The following is a 20,030-nucleotide window of genomic DNA, read 5'->3' as shown; positions in this document are numbered from 1 at the left end:
CTATGCAAAAGGTATTGCAAATAAAAATAAAGAAATTGCAATATTAATAATAATTATAATAAATAATGAAAATTTTTTTCTTGCTAAAAAATAAGATATAACAATACCTACTGGTACATAAATTTTTAATAATATATTTCTATAACCTATAAAAATTGAATTTGTTTCTTTATTTATTAAAAAATATTTATCTATACCTTTATTGAATTCAAAATTAGTTCAATAAATACTAATAAAAAGTTGTACTGCTAAAGAGATAATAATGCCAGCAACGATAGGTTTCATTAAAATTAACATATTTTTTACAAGTGTGTTACTTTTAAATTTTTTAACATATTTCATTGCTAAAAACATTGTCATAATTGCTGGTAAGCAAAATATTAAATATGTTATAAACATTGCAACATAACCTCATCAAGCACCATTTGCAACTATATATCCAGTATAAAAACCAAATTTTGTAGATACAACACCTGGTGTTGAATTGGCTACCGTAAAAATCTTATTAATTAGATCATTGTCTATTTTAGCATCGAAACTTTTTGCTAAAAATTCTCATAGCCACTTAAAAATGGGCATAAAAACTTGTCCACCACCAAAAACCGAAAGCGATATAAATATAATAAAAGGTATCGAAACTAAAAAAGCACTAATCATTTTTTACCTCTTTATTTTTTGTTATATTTATTTTCTTTTTAAATACAAAAAATAAAATTATGTAAAGTCCTAAAACTAAAACAATAGCTACAACTGGTAAATTATAAGGAGCGGGTATAAAGATACAATATGCAAAGGAAAAAATAAAAATTATTAATCAAATAGGTGTTTTAATGCCTTGATTTGATTGTTTAATGTATCGATAACCAAATTCTAATAAAAAAGCAATAATAGAAACTAAAACACCAACAGAGATGATTTTTATATATTTTAAATCTAGATAATTTATTAATAATAATAAAGCAAAAGAAAAAAGAACATGAGGCAAAATAGCAAAAAGCGTTACAAGGATACCTTTAAATTTTCCAAGCAAAGAAATTGAAATATAAGATATTGTTTGTATAACAGAAGCACCTGGTAACATATTTGTGACTATAACAATTTGATCAAATTCAGAAGCAGAAAACCATTTTTTCTTATCAACAACTTCCTTTTTAATAACTGGCATTAATGCGTTTCCACCACCAAAACCTATAAATGTTATCTTTATAATAAATCAAATTATTGCTAATGAAATTATTTTTTGTTTATTTGTTTTATTTTCTTTTATTTTCATAAAAAATCAAAATGTAAAATATAGAATAAAATTCTATATTTTATAACATTTCATTAAATTCCTTTTCATTTATTAATTTAATATTTAATTTTTTTGCTTTTGTTATTTTCGAACCATCAGACAATTCATCTCATAATAGATAATTAACATCTTTTGAAATTGAAGAAGAATATATGCCACCATTGGATTTGATAATTTCTATAATTTCATGTCTTGACTTAGATAAAGTACCTGTAATAGCAAATTTTAAATCTTTAAGTTTTGAACTAAGTTGTATTTCATTTTTATAAACTAAGTAAGAATCAAGTTTTTTTAATGTTTCTTTATTAGATTCAAGACTAATAAAATCATTTATTGACTCAATAATTTTTGGTCCAATTTCTGCGATATTAATAAAGTCATTAATATTAATAGTTAACAAATCACTTAACTTTGAGATCTTGCTAACAATTAATTCTGCAACTTGCTTACCAATGTTTTTTATACCTAAGGCAAAAACTACATTAGATAAATTTGTGTATTTGGATTTTTCTATACTATTTAAAATATTAATATATTGTTTTGATAATTTACCTTCATTAATTTCTTTAATAGTTTTATTGAGGTTATTAATTTTTGCTTTTATGTTTTTTCGAGTCTCTTTATCTTGTAATTCTATTGAATTTAATTCGTTTAGTTTTGTCATATTTTCATTTAAAGAAAAATTTAAAAGTTTTTCTTTTGTAATTTCAAAAATTGATTCAATATTTTTATTAATTAAATTTACATTATAAAATGCTTCAATTCATTTTTGACCTAAATTTTCTATATTTAAACAATCTCTACTAACAAAAAAACTAAGTTTATTAATTATTTTATCATTACATTCTAGATTTTCACAAAATTGATCAACTATATCGTTGTATTCTACTAATGTTGAACCACAACTTGGACATTTTTCAACTTTTTCAAAAACAGAATCAGAATTTTTAATTTCTAATTTTATTATTTTAGGTATTATTTCACCAGATTTTATAATTAAAACAGAATCACCAATATTAATATTTAAATTCTTTATATAATCATAATTATGTAACGTTGCGTTTGAAACAATTGTTTGGTTTAATTCAATCGGTTGTACTTCTGCAACATAAGTAATTTTACCTGTACGTCCAACAGTTGCAAATATATTTTTAATTTGTGTAGTTTTTTCTTCAGTTTCATATTTATAAGCAAAAGCGTATTTAGGAAATTTAGAGGTACTTCCTAAGGAATTTCAAAATTCAATTTCATTTAATTTTAAAACTAAACCATCACAATCATAATCTAATGTATTTTTAATTGTTCCAAAAAATGATATTTTATTTCACAACTCTTGAAAATTATTAGTAATAAAATGAATATTATGCGTCATAAAACCATTGTTTTTTAAGAACATTAAAACTTCTTCCTGAGTAAAAATGTTATATTTATATGCATCAACAATATCATAAAGCAATGCATCAAGGTTTCTTTTTGAAATTAAATCAGGATTTGTTTTTTGTCTTAATGTACCAGAAGCAACGTTTCTTGCATTAGCAAAATAAGATATTTCTTTTTTTGATTTTTGATTTTTTTTGTTTAATTCCTTTATTTTTTGATTTTCTTTTTCAATTTCTTGATTTAATTTTAAAAAATTATTTTTTGATAAAAATATTTCTCCCCTTATTTCAATATCATCTAAAAAATTAATTTTTTTAGGAATACTTTTAATTCTTAAAACGTTGGCTGTAACATCTTCACCTATTTTTCCGTTCCCTCTTGTAATACCTTTTTTTAAATAACCATTTTTATAAATCAATGAAATAGATAAACCATCTATTTTAGGTTCTAATGAAAATGTAGGTCTTATCTTGTTTGGTAGTGATTCTAAAATATCATTATAATTTTTAAAACAATCTTCTTTTGAATATGCTTTATTTAAAGAAAGCATAGGTTTTTTATGTGTTACTTTTTCAAATAAATTATTTAACTTTGCACCTATATTGTGAACAGGATTATTAACATCTTGAAGTAATTCTGGAAAGCTTTCACATAACCTTAAAAGTTCTTGATATTTTAAATCATATTCAGAATCTGATACACTTGGATTATCTAAATCATAATATTCTTTATTTCATTGGTTAATTTGTGTTTTTAGTGTATTATATAATTGTTGAACTTCTGGTTTCATTGATATATTTTAACATTTTATTATTATGAATTTTTTATATTTTTTTATTTTTTAAAAAAATATTGTGTTATAATATAAAAGCAAAATATGGGGGGATAGCAAAGCGGCCAAATGCGGGTGGCTGTAACCCACTTTCTTAGGATTCGGGGGTTCGAATCCCTCTCCCCCCACCATTTTGCCCCATAGCCAAGCGGTAAGGCATCGGGTTTTGGTTCCGACACGCGTTAGTTCGAATCTAACTGGGGCAGCCATATCACCATAAAGGTGATTTTTATTATTTTTAGTTCTATAACAAAAATATTCGGTTATAAACCGAATATTTTTTATTATAACTCTTGGAATGAATCTAAATCATTTTCAACTCTTGCATTAAAACCATAAGCCTTTAGTGATTGTAATAAAATAGAAGCATCTTGTGGAACAATTATTTCTGTTGAACTATTAAATGTATTATCAGAATAATTTAAAAGTGTTCTTAGATTTTGTGCACCCGTTGCATTAAGTCCATGATCTTTTTGTGTTGGTGTAATTTTAATTTTCTTAGTTTGTTTTCCGTTACTAAAAATAATTTTACTTTTTGGCATTTGATAAGGACTTGTGTCAATGATTTCTGCAAATTGCGCTTTATTCATTTCATCACTATCAATTTCAAATGTTTCAGAACTATTATGTAAAACTAAACGTGTTAATTTACGTAAATTTGCTCCTTTTCCTTTTTCTTCATCATAAAATATTAAACCTCTAAGTGATTTAATTTGAGGAATATCTGATAGGTCAAGTCCTGTCATATAACTATTGCCGCCAGAATCTCTATCTGGTTTTAATCCTGGACCAAATCTACCTTGAAAAGCACGCTCATTATTTCTAACAAAGTAGGCCATTCTTAAACCGTTATTAATTTTGTGTAAATCTTGCTTGCTAATTCAATTTCTTGCATTAAAGGCTAATGAATTAAATGAAATTCTTGTAAAAACAACTACACCACGTCCATAATCAAATGAACTGTTATAATCTTGTGTATTAATTCAAGCGACACCCTTTGTTGCTCATGGATTAAGTGCTCATTCTTCTGCGTGTGTATTACCAGAAGTATATAATGCCAATTCATCAATTTCTTTATCTTCTAAGTATTGAAGAGCAGATGTATTATATGATTCAAAGAATAGTTCAAGAAGAGGTAATTTATTTGGTAAAGCTTTAAAAATTTCATCAAAATTTTGATTAGCTTCTGTTTTACCAATATTCTTAATTCTATAACCAGTTATTGGCTCATTTGCAGCTTCTAAATCTTTAATAAATTTTAGTGTTTTTTGATATCCTGATCTATTTGCAGCATCAAATGTTACAACTATACCATCATTACGTAATTTAGGATCAGGTGTTTGTCTTGTTAATTTTTCGACTTTTATCCCATCGCTTGAAGAAACATTGTATTTCGAATATTCATCAGTAACATTTCTTTTGTTTCAACCAGGATATTCACCTTCTTCAATTGAATAACCTGATCTATTATAGTATTCTTTTCAACCAAAAACTCTTTTTTCATAGTTATTTCTTGACAACTCTGATGTAACTTTATTTACTATTGGTGATCAGGCATGTGTACCTATTTTCCCGTTTTCGTCAATATAAGCATTTCTATCATCTTTATCAACAGTATAACCTTGTCTTAAATAATTTTTACTTTCTTCTGTTGTTTCAGTAAATTTAGATGTATCAATATATCTAATTATTGCTAAATCAGAAACTTTTATAATATGCTTTGTTCCACGAATATAATGTTCATATTCACCTTTAATAGCTCTTAATTTAGGATATTCTCTCTGACCTTCTTCGGTTAAAAATTCTCTAATCTTATCACCATTTGCTAAAATTCTGCTAAATTTGTAAATAAGATTTACTCACGCATCTGGGTTTTGACTTATAATACCAATATTATCCGCATGTTTTGTTGTTGGTGAAAAATATTCAAGATGAATTTTTGGAACATTTCTAAGCGCAAAACCTACACCAGATTTAGCATTTTCAACTAATTGTTTTTCATGCTCTGATGTTATTTGGACATTAGAAAAATCAGGAGCAACTTCTGCCTTATATTTAACTCTATTAACAATACCTTTTTCAATATCACTTCTTAAATCTTGTCTTTCTGGAACTTCAACTATATCAGCTATAATTGGCGGATATCCAGGAACTTCAATAGCTTTTCTAATTGTTTTAGTTTCTGTTTTTGGTTTTTCTTTTGGAGGTTGTGGTGCAACTATTGGTGGTTCTTTGATTGGTTCAGGTTTTGGAGCAGGTTTTTCTTTAGGTTTTGCTGGTGGTGTTGGAACTATTGGTTGCTCTTTAATAGGTTCTATTTTTTCTTCTGGTTTAATAATTTCTTTAATATTAATATCTTTTGAACCTGAAAAAGCACTGTTAAAATCTAAGTTATTTTTGTTTTCAAGATTATTATTTGTATCACCAAAAAATCTAAAACTCTCCTTACTTTCTGGTAATGATTTTTGCAACAATAAACCAGTTGTTACAGCTGTTAATGTTGCACCAGAATATATAACTAGCATATAACGCATTTTCTTACTCATAATCATAAAAACTCCTTTATATAAGTTATATAAATATTTATTTTATTATATCATTTTTAATATAAAATTAATTTTTACTAATTAATGCTTGAATTATTAATTCAAAATATGAAAAATTTTTAAATCGTATTTTTAAAGCTTAATTATAGACTTAAAAATAAATTACAAACACAATCTAAAAATCTTATTTTTTTGGATTTATGTTTGTAATTATTATTTTTTATAATAAATTGTTTGATTTTACCTAATTTATTAATATTTTAATATTGAAAATTACATTCTGATATTTCCTGTTGTTCTTGGATACGGTATTACATCTCTAATATTTTCCATACCAGTTACATACATTACCAATCTTTCAAAACCAATACCAAATCCGGAAGACATAACGTGTCCAAATCTTCTTAGGTCTAAATATCATTGTAAATCATCTTGGTCAATATTTAACTCTTTTATTCTTGTGACTAATTTATCATAATCACATTCTCTTTGACTTCCACCAATTAGTTCACCAATACCAGGAACCAAAAGATCAAAAGACGCAACTGTTTGATTATCATTATTTTGTTTCATATAAAATGCTTTAAATGACTTTGGAAAATTTATTACAGCAACTGGTGACTTATAAACAACATCAGTTAAATATTTTTCATGTTCTGATGCTAAATCTAAACCAAAATAAATATTTTTTTCTTCGAAAATATCTTTTGCTTTTTCTAATTCATTTATAGCATCTTTGTAATCAATTGTTAATAAGGGAGTATTTATAAAATGATTTAATCTATTTAATAATGTATTTTGTGAATATTTATCAAGTAATTCAAATTCTTCTTTATGCTGAGCAATTGTATTTCTTATAACAACCTTAAGCATATCATCTGCTAAATTAATTGTTTGATTTAAATCATAAAATTCCATCTCTGGTTCAATCATTCAAAATTCTGCTAAATGTCTCTTAGTGTTTGAACGTTCTGCTCTAAATGTTGGCCCAAAAGTGTATATTTTTTGCATCCCAAGTGCATAACTCTCACCATGTAATTGTCCTGTTACACCTAGTGTTGCTTTATTATTTTTACCAAAAAAGGGTTCTGAATTAATGTTCGAGTCTGAAACATTAAATGTTTCACCTGCACCTTCACCATCATTACTTGTAATAATTGGACTATTCATATAATGAAATTTTTTGTTAATAAAATATTTATGAATTTCATGAGCAAGAGTTGATCTTATTAACATAACAGCTTTAAGTATATTAGTTCTGTGTCTTTGATGAGGAATTTCTCTAAGTGTTTCTAATTTAATCTCTTGGTTTTGAATTGGATAATCTTCATCAACTGGTTTTCTTAATAATATTTCACTACAATTCAATTCAATTGGCTGTTTTGCTTCTGGTGTTGCTTTAAGTTTTCCTCTTAAAACAATAGCAGAACCTAATTTAAGTTGATCTAATAAATCAAAATCAAATTGTTCTCCCTTAAAAACAACTTGTAAGTTTGAAATTGTAGAACCATCATTTATTTCGATAAATCTAATTTTTTTATTTCCTCTGTTTGATTGAACTCAACCGTTTATTAAAACATTATTTCATCCATCATAAAAATTTGGTTTTAATAAAATGTGTTTAATTAATTCTGCTTCCATTTGTACTCCTTAATTTAAACTTTTATTTTTATTATAATTTTAGTTATTTCTTTTTTCTTTTTGTTTTTTATAATTGGGCAATGTAATTCTCCTGGAAAAAATATTGCAAAAGTATCTTTTTTTAAATGAATATAGCTGTTACTTCTTGAAGAAGTCATAAACATGACATCATTTTTCTCATCACTTCATAACACATCATTCATTACTGAAAAAGGTTTTAAATTTACTCTAAATATTTCTTCTGATTGACCACCATATATGTGAATGTCAATATGTTCCTTGTGAACTTCGCCTCATTGTAAATTCTGAAATTCTTCTATTTCTGAATATTTTCTTTTTATTATTCTAATATTTTCATCAATTTCTAAAACACCAAAATCAAGTTTTTTAAAATTAAAATCTTTCATTAATTCCATTGCTTTATTTAGTTGTGGGTATTCACTTTTATATTTAGGAATATTATGTATATAATCAAAAACCATTTTACCTTTCTAAATTTAATTCAAAAAGTGTTTGAACTCTTGAGGCCATTTTAGCAATAGTATTTATTTCATTGTTATATTCATCGATTTTAATAAAATTTTCATAATCTTGTCTTGTCGATCACCTTTCAATTACAACAATTCTATCTTTTCCTTCAAGACCATATTCAAAAGATAAATTTGTTTCTTGCATTCTTGTTTTTTGTGTAAAAATATATAAATAATCAATAAAACCTTTAATTTTTTCAGGATTTATAATATATCTAGTTGTTTTCGAAAAAATCATTTTTACTCCTATTTTTTAATCCTTGTAAACAGGATAAATTCTTTTTGTTGTAAGGTATTGTCAAATTTCTTAAAGTCAGAAATAAAATTAAAGTTTAATTCACCAACACCAAGTGCTTGTTTAACTTCATTAATTTTGTTTGGTAACACTATTTCTAAATATGATGCAACAGCATAAATACCATTTAATAATCTTATTAAGATTTCAGATAATCTATTTCTTTGTTCAGATAATGTTCATGGTTTTGTTTCATCAATGTATTTATTTAAATAATTAGATAAATTAATAGCAACCTTAAACGCTTTGTCAAGTCTGTAGTTATCAAATTCAAAAATAAAATCTTTTAGAGAATTTGTAATTTTGTCTTCAAGTTCTAAATCTAATCTATCATTTGTTTGATAGTATTTTAATGATTCATAATTAAAAACATTAGATTTCATTTTTAAAGTTCTCGAAACTAAATTGCCAAAATTATTAATAAGTTCAGAATTAATAACATCTATAAAACGATTTTCATCAAAAAGACCATCTTCACCAATATTGATTTGTGAAACTAAAAAATATTTAATCATTTCAGGATGATATTTTTTTAATAATTCATATGGATCAACTACATTATTTAGTGATTTAGACATTTTTCTACCTTGTGCATCTAAAATTCAGCCATGTGATTGTATCCTTGATGGTTGTTTTAAACCAAGTGCCTGAAGAAATATTGGTCAATAAATCATATGAAATCTTGAAATTTCTTTACCTAAAATATGTACAACTTCTGCATCATTTGAATTTCAAAAATCATTAAAATCTTTATTATTTTGATAATTATCAACATCAAAGTTAAAAACTGTTATATAGTTACAAAGAGCATCAAGTCAAACATATAAGGTATGATTAATATCTTCTTTTGCAGGTATACCTCATTTAACTTTTGTTCTTGTGACTGATAAATTTTGAATACCTTCATCAATAAAATTTTTAATTAATTCGTTTTCAGTTTTTTTTGGCCATAAAAAACTTTTATGCGTACTTATATATGATTTTCACCAATCTATAAACTTATCCATAGCAAAAAAATAACTTTCTTCTGATACATATTCAAGTTGTTTCATACTTACTGGATGGTAGTAATTACCATCTTTTTTAATTGCTTGTGAAAGAGTTAAAAACTCTTCATCACTTACTGAATAATAACCTTCATATTTATCTTTATAAATGTATCCTTTATTTAAGAAAAATGAAAAAATCTTTTGAACAGAATTTTTATGAATTTGATTTGTTGTTCTTCAAAAATAAGTGTAATTGATGTCAAAATCTTTTCACATCTGGATAAATTTTTGTGATATTTCATCAACTAATTTTTGTGGAGTTTTATTTTGTTCTAATGCTTTTTCATTAATTTTGTTACCATGCTCATCACTACCAGTCAACATTCTTACATCATAACCTTGTTTTTTCTTATAATTTGCTATTACTCATGCAAGTGTTGTAGTATATAGATGTCCAATATGAAGATTACCAGAAGCATAATAAATAGGTGTTGTAATATAAAACTTTTTCATTTTTCTCCTTATACTTTAATTGGTTTGTATAACTTTTTAACATCTGGTAGATAATCATGATTATTCTTATTTTTATGATCGTGCAAATAAATATTTTTTAAAAAATGTGTTCCTCATCCTGTTTGAAAACGTGATTCAACTAAAATAAATTTAGCTTTTTCGGTTAATCTTGTAAAAACATATTGAACTCTTTTTGGTTCAAAATTATATTTTCTTAATTCAACAAAAACATCTACTGACCTTTCGATTGGTAAAACCATTGTTAAAAACCCTTTTTGCTCTATTATTTTTGAACACCCTAATATTAAATCACTAAGTGTTAATGCGCTTTCGTGCGTGGCAATTAACATTTCATGGGATATTATTTGTTTTGTTTTTGTTTTATCTATTAAATAAAACGGAGGATTACAAAATATAGATTGATATTTTTTGTGAGGTTTTTTAATGTATTCTTTTCAATAATCATTAAAATCTTGGTTGATAATATTTATTTGATTTTGCTTATTATTTAAGAAAATATTATATTTAGCTAATTCACATGCTTTTGCTTGGATTTCTACTGCATCAATTTTTAAGTCTGGATTTCTATCAGCAACAAAAATTGAAAGTGCACCATTGTTTGTTCCAATTTCAAGAGTGTGCTTAATTTTTTTATTTAAATAAATAAAGTTTCCAAGTAAAATAGTATCAACTGAATAATTAAACATATCTTTGTCTTGATATATATATAATCCGCTATCAAAACCTAAAGAGTTTTTTTTAATATTTCTATCTTTTAATTCTTTTTGGTTTATCATTTTTTCTTTTCTCTTTTTTAAAATTTGTGTTCTTATGAATTTTTGGTGATTGCTTTTTGTTTAAATATGTCTCATATTGGTCTAATAAAACACAATCAATTTTTCCTTCAACTAAATCAACACCAACTACTACTACTTCAACATAATCACCTAATGAAAAACTTCTTTTTTCACCAATTAATTTTGTTGCAGTTTCATTTAAATCATAGTTACCATCAAAAATATTAGTTTTGTGAATTAAACCACTTGCTTTAAAATCAAATTCAACAAAGAATCCAAAAGCTAAAACACTTAAAATTTGTACTCTAAAAGTTTTTCCAATTTGATTTTTTAAATACTCTGCAAATTTCAAATCATTAACATTTCTTTCCATTTGAACTGCTTTTTGCTCTGATTTTGTATTTAAATCTGAATAAACTGAAATTTTTTGTGTAAAATCAGATAATTTATCATATTTTTTCTTGATTATAAAATCGCGAATAGCGCGATGCACAACTAAATCTGGGTATCTACGAATCGGGCTTGTAAAATGACAATAAAATTCAGATGCTAAACCAAAGTGACCAATATTATGTTCAGAATAAACTGCTTTTTGCATAGTTCTTAAAAACATTAATTTAATAAAATCATCATTTCTTGCTTCTTTAATACCATCTACAAAGTTAGCAAATTCTTTTGGAGAAAGGTGATTAGGATTTAATTTTTTTGTTTTTACATTAATTACATCTAAAGTATTTTTTAGATTAGTTAGTTTTAAATCATCAGGAACATCATGAACTCTGTATAAAGTAGGTATTTTATTATCAAATAAAAACCTTGCTATTGTTTCATTTGTTCGAACCATAAAATCTTCAATAAGCATTTCAGAAAATCCTCTTTTGTTGATTTGAATTTCTTTAACACTTCCATCATCGTTTAATTTAATTTTTGGTTCGACAATTTCAAAATCAACATATCCTTCGTTAATTTTGAAATTATGTATAATTAAACTTAATTCTTTAGCAACATTAAGCATATTTTTGAGTTCAAAAGATAAAGAAGTTTTTTCGGCATTACCTAAATTATTAGTTTTATAAAAATGATCAACTTGTTGATATGTTAATCTGTACTTACTTTCAATAATTGCTTCAAAAACTTGTTTATTGACTGTATTTCCATATTTATCTATTTCAATTTCACAAGCTAATACAAATCTATCTTCGTTTGGATTTAAAGAACAAATACCATTAGATAACTCTTCTGGAAGCATCGGAATCACTCTATCAACTAAATAAATACTTGTCCCTCTTTTTAGGGCTTCTTTATCTATTTCTGTATCTTCTTTTACATAATGAGAAACATCAGCAATGTAAACACCAAGCAAGAAATTACCATTTGGTAGTTTTTCAACATAGATTGCATCATCAAAATCTTTTGTGTCATTACCATCAATAGTCACAATTAATCGATTTCTTAAATCTTTTCTTGAACTAATATTCTCATTTTGAATATCTTTTGGAATATTGCTAATTTCTTTTTTAAGTTCAGAAGGAAACACTAATGGTGCTTTAATATGCTCTAAGTAATATTTGACATAAACCATTGGATCAGCTTCATTAGTTATAACTCTTTCGACCTGGATTAAGATATTTTTTTGTTCATATTTAATAATTTTTGCTACAACTAAATCATTTAATTTAGTATTAACTAATGATGATAAAATGGTTCAAGTAAAACCTTGCATACGTTGATCTGCTGGAACAAAATATGTATGTTGATTTTTTTGTTTAATAAAACCTTCAATTTGCACTGTATTTCGTGAAACAATTTCAACAACAACACCTTCATTTTTTGCTTCATCTTTAAGAACTGGATTGGTGTAGATATTAACCTTAACAGTATCATTATGTAATGCTGTATTAAAATTAAAGTTTTTTATAAAAATACTTTCTTTTGTATTATTAACCTCATCGATATTATAATCTACAAAACCAAAGGAACCCTTTGCTGAAACATTTAAATCACCAGTAACAACTTCTTTTAGTACTGGTGCATAATATTCATCTTTATTATTTTTAAAAACTTTGTATTCTTTTTGTAAAACGGATAATAAACTTGTTAAACTTTTGTTATTTGTTGGAGATATTCTAAAATGCTTTGCGATATCTAAAAAACTTCTTGAAGAAAACTTAGAAAGATATTCAATTAATTTTTGTTCTGTCATAAACTATGCAAAAATTCTAATAAAAATAGCACATATTATCAGAATAAAACCTGAAATCATCATTGTGTATTTTAAGATTTTTTTAAATCCCCTTTCTTTTGATACTTTAAATAAGTCTAAATCACCACTACCTACAAGTGCTCCTGAAAAACCATTTGAATCCGGTGACATTAAAAAAGAAACAATAATAATTAAAACACTTATAATAATTAAAATTATTGAAAAAGCAGTCATATAATCCCCTTTTAATTTATTTAATAATAATACCATATTTTGCGGTATTTTTATTAAATAAATAACTAATAAATGTGCTAAATACTTACTTTCGAAATATAGTTAAAATTTATAAAAAACATCTTTTAAATTATTTTGTCACAAACCTCTTCTCTCTTGTTTTGCAATGTTTTGAGCTTCAATAAGGTTTAAATAAACTTCTTGTTGAAATTTATTTTTAGTATAGTAAATTGATTTTTTGTTAAAGAATTCAATATAGTAAACTCTTGCTAAACCATTTAAAACCAGTAAATAATTTAAAGATTTTTTAATATCAAATTCATTATTTAAATAAACCATAGCAACATCGCGGTTATATTTATCCTTATTAATAAAATTAAGAGAAATAAAAAAATTATTTTTTTTAATAATTTCTTTTGATCATTTTTTTGATTTTTGTGCATAATAGTTTTCATATTTGGCTATTTTATTTATATTATCTACCTTTAGTGTTTCAGGTGTATCTACCCCATAAAGTCTTATTTTATAGTTTTTTTGATTATAAACAGTTAAAAAAGTATCTCCATCAAACACTTCAATTACTTTGTGATTATTTTGGATATTTTCTTTATTTAAAGTAAAGTTATTGTTATTTTCAACTAAATTATTTTCATTTATACAACTAACTAAAAAACAAAAAGGTGCAAATATTACTAAACTTAAAAATTTGAAAAACTTTTTTCTCATATAATATTATTAATTTTTTTAAGAATATACAGCAATATTTTTTTATTTTTTGTAAAAAATAAAAAATCACTTGTAATGAATATTACTAGTGATTTTACTAAAATTATTTATAAAAATTAAAATGCTTTGTTATTTGAACCAAATTCATAAATTTTTGCCTTAACTGTTTCGCACATTGCTTCAAACCCTGGTTTATATAATTTACGTGGATCAAAGTTTTTTCCTTTAAGATCTTCGCCTTTTTCTATAAATTCTCTTAAAGCTTTATGATTAGCTTGTTGTAATTCTGTGTTAACATTAATTTTTGTAACACCTAAACTTATTGCTTTTTGAATTTGATCTGTTGGGATACCGCTTCCACCATGTAAAACAATACCAATACCAGCTGAATTAGAAATTTCTTGTAATTTATCAAAATTAAGTGATTCTCATGTGCTTGGGTATGGTCCATGAATATTACCAATACCAGCAGCTAAAACATCAATACCTAATGCTGAAATTTTTCTTGCTTCTTCTGGATCTGCAAACTCACCATCACCAACTATTCCATCTTCTTCTCCGCCAATAGTTCCAACTTCAGCCTCAAAAGACATATTTTTAAGTTTTGCCAATTCAACTAATTCTTTTGTTTTTGTGTAATTTTCTTCAAAAGGAAAATGTGATCCATCAAACATTAATGAAGTATATGCTTCTGATTGAATTGCTTTTTTTGCTTCTTCATATGAACCGTGGTCTAAATGTAAAGCAACTGGTACAGTAATGTTTAAATCTTTAATTAAACCCATTACCATTCCACCAACAGTTTCGAATCCGCCCATATACTTTAATGCTCCACCACTTGTTGCAATAATAATTGGTGATTTTTCTGCTTCAGCAGTTAATAAAGCTGCTTTTGCTCATTCTAGATTATTAATATTAATATGAGGAATTGCATATTTTCCTTGTTTTGCTTTTTTTAACATTTCTTTTGCGTTTACTAATGCCATAATTTTCTCCTTAATTTATTGAATTTTTAATTCTCAAGTTCCATCCATATTTCTCTGGAATCTTTTATCTACAGTTAAAAGACGATATAACTCACCAATTTTATTTAAGCGAACATCTTCATATGTAAGAGAAGGAATGCCTTCTGCTGTTTTTTCTTGATTATTATTGATGAATTTTTCAATCCAATCTTCTTTTAAATCATTTTCAACTATATCAAAAATTTCGTTAAAAGTAAATCTTTGCGATGCATTTTGTGAAACAATAGCAAATGCCACTTCTAACATTGTAATATTTTTCATATAAACCTTTCTTTAAAAACTTATTTTTTTATTATATAACAAATTTTGTTTTTTTAATAGATATTTTACATACTTTCAGGGGCAGAAACACCTAATAAATCTAAACCTATTTTTAAAACTATTTGCGTAACTTTAACTAATGCTGCATACTCTGATTCATTTTTGTGATTTAATAATTTTGTTTCTGCATAAAAACTATTAAATAAATTAGCTAATGTTAGTAAATATTGACTCAATAAATTAACTTTTGAAGTCAGCACAATCGTTTTTAAAATATCTTGAAATTCATTAAGATGCAATAAGATTTTTTTTGCTTTTGAAGTAAATAGAACATCTTTTTCTAAATTTGGAGTTACAAGATTTTTTAATAATGAAACCGTTCTAGAATATGAATATTGAACTATATAAACAGGATTATTAAGGTTTTGTGAATTTGCTAAATCAATATCAAAATCAAATTTATTATTTATTTCTCTGGTTAACATTGTGAATCTAATAACATCTGAACTTGCTACATTTAAAAAATCCTCTAGTGTAACACTTGTTCCTGCTCTTTTTGACATCTTAAATTCTTCACCATTTTTAAGCAACCTTACCAATTGAATAACTAAAACATCTAAATTATCAGGATTATAGCCTAAACATTGAATTGCTATTTTCATTCTTGCAATATAACCAGAATGATCTGCACCCCAAATATTTATTAATTTTTGTGCTTTGTTTAATTTAGTTTGATGATAAGCAATATCTGGTGTTAAATATGTCATGGATTCATCACTTTTAATAAGAACACGATCTTTATCATCGCCAAATTGTGTTGTTTTTAAAAATAAAGCATTATCTTTTTTATATGTATTTGGTTTAAGTTTTTCAAGAACATTCTTAATTGAATCATTTTTATACAAATCTTTTTCACTTGAATAAGTATCAATATTTATATTTAATCTTTTTAAATCATATTTTATTTTTTCTAATAATATTTTAACTACTTCATTTTTAAATTCTAAATATGTTTCCTGATCACAATTTAAAAATTTATCTTGAAATTTTTCTTTTATTTTTTGTGCTGCTCAAACAATATCTTGACCTTTATAAGAATCTTCTGGTAATTCTTCCAAAATACCAAATAATTCTTTATATCTTATCATTGCTGATATACCTAAAATATTTATTTGATTTCCTGCATCATTTACATAATATTCAGATTCAACACTATGACCAGCAAATTTTAAGATACGAATTAATGAATCACCAAAAACTGCACCTCTTACATGTCCTACATGTAAAAAACCAGTAGGATTTGCTGAAACATATTCCACGTTAATTTTTTCAGGTAAAACAAAGTTTGAAGCGTACCGATCATTTTTTAATAAAATATTTTTGATAATTGAAATAAATTCACTATCAGAAATAACGATATTAATAAATCCTGGTATAGCAATATCAATTTGCGAAAAAATACTGTCTTGTTTTAAAACTTCAACTAATTTTTGAGCTATTAAAAATGGAGAAGTTTTTTTAAATTGTTTTAAAACAAAAGCAATATTTGTAGAATAATTATAACTAACTTGATCTATGTTTAAATCATCAGGAACATTTGGTTCTGATACATTAAAAGACAAATCATTAACATCAAAAACAGTATCAAAAAAATCCTGATTTTGTAATATTTTTAAACTGTTTTTAATACTATTTTTAACTTTTTCTTTTAAATTCATAAACACCCCAAAATTGTATAATAATTTATATTTAATTATTTAATTATAATACAAATTAAAAATATTATAATATAAACTATGTTAAAAATATATGTATGTGGTCCAACTGTTTATAACGAGGTTCATATTGGTAATCTTAGGCCAATTATAACTATGGATTTGGTTCTTAAAGCAGCGAGAAATTTAGGTAAAGAATTTTGTTTTGTTCACAATATCACTGATGTGGATGATAAAATTATTAATGAAGCTATTAGACAAAATAAATCAGAAAAAGAAATAACAACAATATTTACAAAATCTTATTTAGATATCTTAGAAAAATTTAATGTTGATACTGTTACACATTTTGAATACGTCACTGAAAATATAAAAACAATAGATAAATTTATAAACAAAATAATTAATTCTGGTTTTGCTTACCTAGATGGTAATAATGTATGATTTAATGTTGAAAAAATAAAAGATAAATATGGAACTGTATCTGGTCAAAAACTTGAAAATATGTCTTTTGAAAATCTAAATCATAAAAAAAATTATCCTGCTGACTTTGCGTTATGAAAAGACACTGATAAAGGTGTTAAATTTCAAACTTCTTTTGCTTATGGAAGACCTGGTTGACATTCAGAATGTGTAGCACTTATTTACAAACATTTTTCTGATGAAGGTTTAGATTTCCATGGTGGAGGAATGGATTTAACCTTTCCACACCACGAAAATGAAAATATTCAATTTTACGCAGTAACAAAAAATGATTTAACAAAAACTTGACTAAGAACTGGACAAATTAATATAAATGGTGAAAAAATGTCTAAATCATTACAAAACGTCTTTTTAGCAAAAGATTTTATTAAACAATTTCCTTGTGACTATTTCAAATTTATAATACTTTTTAATGGTTTTACTTCCATAATTAATATTGATGAAAATTTAATTAACAATATTGACCATACATACAGAAAAATAAAAAGAATTTATTTTCAACACGCATTACTTAATGATAAAAATAATGAATTTAACAAAAAAGACTTTAATTTATTTATGCAAGCAATATTTAATAGGGATTTTTCTCTTTTTAATAAAATGTTTAACGATTTAATAAAAGAAATAAATAAAACAAAAAATATTACTAAATATAACTTGTTAATAAATGTATTTAATTCATTAAAATTTGATTTTTGTAAAATTGATTTTTTTGAATTTATTAATATTTATAACAATTGACAAACAGTTTTGAAAGACAAAGATTACTATAATGCAGATATTTTAAGAAAAAAATTACTTGATGAAGGTCTTTTATAAAAAGAACTAAAATTATGAAAAATAAGAGGTGAAAATATGAAAAAATTATTAATGTGTGGCAAAAATTCAGTGATAGATGCTATAAAAAACAATCTACCTGCAAAAAAATTATATTTATCTAACAAAGAAAATATAAAACATTTTAAAACAACAAATTGTCCTATTGAAGTTTTAACAACACAAGAGATGAATAAATTAACAAAAGAAAATCATCAAGGTTTTATTTTAGAAGTAAACAACATTGATTATAAAGATGTTAATTCCCTTATTAAAAACAAACCAAAAACGATAATTGTTTTAGATCATATTCAAGATCCACATAATCTTGGCGCTATATTGAGAACAATAAATGCTTGCGGAATAAAAGATGTTATTCTTCCAAAAGAAAAATCAGCAGAAATTAATTCAACTGTTTTAAAAGTGTCTTCTGGTGGTTTTGTTGGTTTAAATTTTTATAAAGTAAATAGTTTATCAGCTACTCTTACTAAATTAAAAAAAACAGGATATTGAGTATATGCAACTACACTTGACTCAAATGCTATCCCACACACTGATGTTGAATATAATTCACCATCAATATTAATAGTTGGAAACGAAGGAGTTGGTGTTTCAAAAAGTGTTTTATCAGTATGCGATCAAACTGTTTATATTAAACAATCAGGTACAGTTCAGTCTCTTAATGTTTCGGTTGCTACTGGGATAATTCTTTTTGATTACAAGTATAAAAATGAACGGTAAAATTGATATTTCTAATTGAAATTTAGATACTAAAAAATTCTTAAAAATAGAAAATAAAAAATGAATTACAAAAAATAGAATTTACTTAATATTAGAAAACCTTTACTTTTTAAGACTAAGGAAAATTGCTTATGACATTATTAAAATACATTATAAAAATAAATTAGAACTTGATGAGGTTTTAAATAGACTTTTATCAATTTGTATTGATTATTTAATTAAGCAAAATATTTTATCAGAATATGATAATTTTGAACCTGTTTTTTGATATTATGTAAAAATTCAAACATTGAACTTTTTTAATAAGCTTTTGAATAAACAATTTAATTTTGATTTTGATACAGTTTGCAATGCTTTTGACTTTGAAACATTTGCACCTGAAATATCAGAAATTAGCTCTAATGAGTGAAAGTTTGACTGAGAACAATTTTTAAATAAATTAAACAAAGAAGAAATTAAATATTTAAAAAATTATTTTAAAAACACAAAAGTTTCAATGTATTCAAACACAAAAAGAAAAGAACTTAATAATTCATTATATATTAAGATGCAAGATAGTTATGTGCTAAGTTAAAAATGAAAATAAAAATAAATAAAGTGTATTCAATTTCACTTTTTGTATTGAAACTGCATATTTTTTGCAATTTTAATATTTTTTTATTTTTAATATATAATTATATGTTTATTTTAAAAAATTAAAAAAGCACCTAGGAGAATAATAAACAGGGACACAGATTTGAAACAATTATAATTTTAAAGCACTTCAAGTTTCTTGAGGTGTTTTTCAATTAAGATTTGATTGAAATCTTTCATTATTATATTTTACAATAAACGATTCAATTAATGATTTTAATTCTTTAAAAGTCATTTCCTTTATTTTGTTTAAATATAAACATTCTGTTTTTAATATCGAAAAGAAATATTCAACTTCTCTATTATCTAAGGAATTACCAACTCTAGACATTGAAATTTTTCCATTAATTTTATCAACTAATTTTTTATACTCTTG

19 protein-coding genes and 2 tRNA genes are annotated in these 20,030 nt (G+C 24.5%); 5 read left to right on the top strand and 16 right to left on the bottom strand.

Annotated features, from left to right (window positions below):
* Genes BU00_RS0100775 through ligA form a run of 3 tightly spaced genes read right to left on the bottom strand, consistent with a single transcriptional unit; the run spans position 1 to position 3,464 of the window.
* The gene (locus BU00_RS0100775; RefSeq protein ID WP_027121068.1) at positions 1–657 is read right to left on the bottom strand and encodes a chromate transporter; all 657 of its coding nucleotides are present in this window, start codon (positions 655–657) and stop codon (positions 1–3) included.
* Positions 650–1,273, bottom strand: a complete 624-nt coding sequence (locus BU00_RS0100770) for a chromate transporter (RefSeq protein WP_036458754.1) — start codon at positions 1,271–1,273, stop codon at positions 650–652. The genes BU00_RS0100775 and BU00_RS0100770 overlap by 8 nt, the downstream gene beginning before the upstream one ends.
* A gap of 40 nt (positions 1,274–1,313) precedes the next feature.
* Complete coding sequence (gene ligA, locus BU00_RS0100765; RefSeq protein ID WP_036458752.1) at positions 1,314–3,464, bottom strand: NAD-dependent DNA ligase LigA; 2,151 nt, start codon at positions 3,462–3,464, stop codon at positions 1,314–1,316.
* A gap of 89 nt (positions 3,465–3,553) precedes the next feature.
* On the opposite strand from ligA, the gene BU00_RS0100760 reads away from it, so the two are divergent.
* Together BU00_RS0100760 and BU00_RS0100755 are read left to right on the top strand one after the other, a co-directional pair.
* Positions 3,554–3,637: transfer RNA gene (locus BU00_RS0100760), tRNA-Tyr, on the top strand.
* Between the two features lie 3 nt (positions 3,638–3,640).
* Positions 3,641–3,715: transfer RNA gene (locus BU00_RS0100755), tRNA-Gln, on the top strand.
* A 75-nt stretch (positions 3,716–3,790) separates the two neighbouring features.
* Here BU00_RS0100755 and BU00_RS04390 read toward each other — a convergent pair.
* The 12 genes from BU00_RS04390 to argS all read right to left on the bottom strand — a co-directional run bounded on the left by BU00_RS04390 (position 3,791) and on the right by argS (position 16,984).
* The gene (locus tag BU00_RS04390) at positions 3,791–6,058 is read right to left on the bottom strand and encodes a putative immunoglobulin-blocking virulence protein (protein WP_051521831.1); all 2,268 of its coding nucleotides are present in this window, start codon (positions 6,056–6,058) and stop codon (positions 3,791–3,793) included.
* 267 nt (positions 6,059–6,325) lie between these two features.
* Entirely contained in the window at positions 6,326–7,693 is a 1,368-nt protein-coding gene (gene asnS, locus BU00_RS0100745; protein WP_027121065.1) for an asparagine--tRNA ligase, read from the bottom strand.
* A 14-nt stretch (positions 7,694–7,707) separates the two neighbouring features.
* A complete protein-coding gene (locus BU00_RS0100740) occupies positions 7,708–8,175 on the bottom strand; it encodes a NanQ anomerase/TabA/YiaL family protein (protein ID WP_027121064.1) in 468 nt (155 codons plus the stop codon).
* 1 nt (position 8,176) lies between these two features.
* Complete coding sequence (locus tag BU00_RS0100735) at positions 8,177–8,461, bottom strand: antibiotic biosynthesis monooxygenase (RefSeq protein WP_027121063.1); 285 nt, start codon at positions 8,459–8,461, stop codon at positions 8,177–8,179.
* Positions 8,462–8,469: 8 nt separating this feature from the next.
* The gene (metG, locus tag BU00_RS0100730) at positions 8,470–10,020 is read right to left on the bottom strand and encodes a methionine--tRNA ligase (protein ID WP_027121062.1); all 1,551 of its coding nucleotides are present in this window, start codon (positions 10,018–10,020) and stop codon (positions 8,470–8,472) included.
* An 8-nt stretch (positions 10,021–10,028) separates the two neighbouring features.
* Complete coding sequence (locus BU00_RS0100725; RefSeq protein ID WP_027121061.1) at positions 10,029–10,817, bottom strand: tRNA1(Val) (adenine(37)-N6)-methyltransferase; 789 nt, start codon at positions 10,815–10,817, stop codon at positions 10,029–10,031.
* Positions 10,789–13,020 carry a ribonuclease R gene (gene rnr, locus BU00_RS0100720; RefSeq protein ID WP_027121060.1) on the bottom strand — a complete coding sequence of 744 codons (2,232 nt, stop codon included), beginning with the start codon at positions 13,018–13,020 and terminating at the stop codon, positions 10,789–10,791. The genes BU00_RS0100725 and rnr overlap by 29 nt, the downstream gene beginning before the upstream one ends.
* 3 nt (positions 13,021–13,023) lie before the next feature.
* Positions 13,024–13,254 (bottom strand): preprotein translocase subunit SecG, encoded by a 231-nt coding sequence (gene secG, locus BU00_RS0100715; RefSeq protein ID WP_027121059.1) that lies wholly within the window; start codon positions 13,252–13,254, stop codon positions 13,024–13,026.
* A 102-nt stretch (positions 13,255–13,356) separates the two neighbouring features.
* A complete protein-coding gene (locus BU00_RS04385) occupies positions 13,357–13,980 on the bottom strand; it encodes a thermonuclease family protein (RefSeq protein ID WP_051521830.1) in 624 nt (207 codons plus the stop codon).
* A gap of 116 nt (positions 13,981–14,096) precedes the next feature.
* Positions 14,097–14,966 carry a class II fructose-1,6-bisphosphate aldolase gene (gene fba, locus BU00_RS0100705; protein WP_027121058.1) on the bottom strand — a complete coding sequence of 290 codons (870 nt, stop codon included), beginning with the start codon at positions 14,964–14,966 and terminating at the stop codon, positions 14,097–14,099.
* A gap of 15 nt (positions 14,967–14,981) precedes the next feature.
* Positions 14,982–15,266 carry a hypothetical protein gene (locus tag BU00_RS0100700; RefSeq protein ID WP_027121057.1) on the bottom strand — a complete coding sequence of 95 codons (285 nt, stop codon included), beginning with the start codon at positions 15,264–15,266 and terminating at the stop codon, positions 14,982–14,984.
* 65 nt (positions 15,267–15,331) lie between these two features.
* Positions 15,332–16,984 (bottom strand): arginine--tRNA ligase, encoded by a 1,653-nt coding sequence (argS, locus tag BU00_RS0100695; RefSeq protein ID WP_027121056.1) that lies wholly within the window; start codon positions 16,982–16,984, stop codon positions 15,332–15,334.
* 78 nt (positions 16,985–17,062) lie between these two features.
* On the opposite strand from argS, the gene BU00_RS0100690 reads away from it, so the two are divergent.
* From BU00_RS0100690 to BU00_RS0100680, 3 genes are read left to right on the top strand one after another with little or no spacing between them, the layout of a single operon-like run.
* Positions 17,063–18,283, top strand: coding sequence for a class I tRNA ligase family protein (locus BU00_RS0100690; RefSeq protein WP_027121055.1), 1,221 nt, complete (start codon positions 17,063–17,065; stop codon positions 18,281–18,283).
* A 36-nt stretch (positions 18,284–18,319) separates the two neighbouring features.
* Positions 18,320–19,021 carry a 23S rRNA (guanosine(2251)-2'-O)-methyltransferase RlmB gene (gene rlmB / locus BU00_RS0100685; RefSeq protein WP_027121054.1) on the top strand — a complete coding sequence of 234 codons (702 nt, stop codon included), beginning with the start codon at positions 18,320–18,322 and terminating at the stop codon, positions 19,019–19,021.
* Positions 19,011–19,595: a hypothetical protein gene (locus tag BU00_RS0100680; RefSeq protein ID WP_027121053.1), complete on the top strand. Its 585-nt coding sequence runs from the start codon at positions 19,011–19,013 to the stop codon at positions 19,593–19,595. Before rlmB ends, BU00_RS0100680 begins: the two co-directional genes overlap by 11 nt.
* 171 nt (positions 19,596–19,766) lie before the next feature.
* Here the strand turns inward: BU00_RS0100680 and BU00_RS0100675 are convergent.
* Positions 19,767–20,030, bottom strand: a 264-nt coding sequence (locus BU00_RS0100675; protein WP_027121052.1) for an integrase core domain-containing protein, incomplete at its 5' end; no start/stop codon positions are given.

This window comes from Mycoplasma leonicaptivi ATCC 49890, from assembly GCF_000622205.1.
Lineage (GTDB): Bacteria > Bacillota_I > Bacilli_A > Mycoplasmatales > Metamycoplasmataceae > Mycoplasmopsis > Mycoplasmopsis leonicaptivi.
The sequence above is the reverse complement of the archived record's forward strand: the minus strand, read 5'-3'. Positions and strand labels throughout refer to the sequence as shown.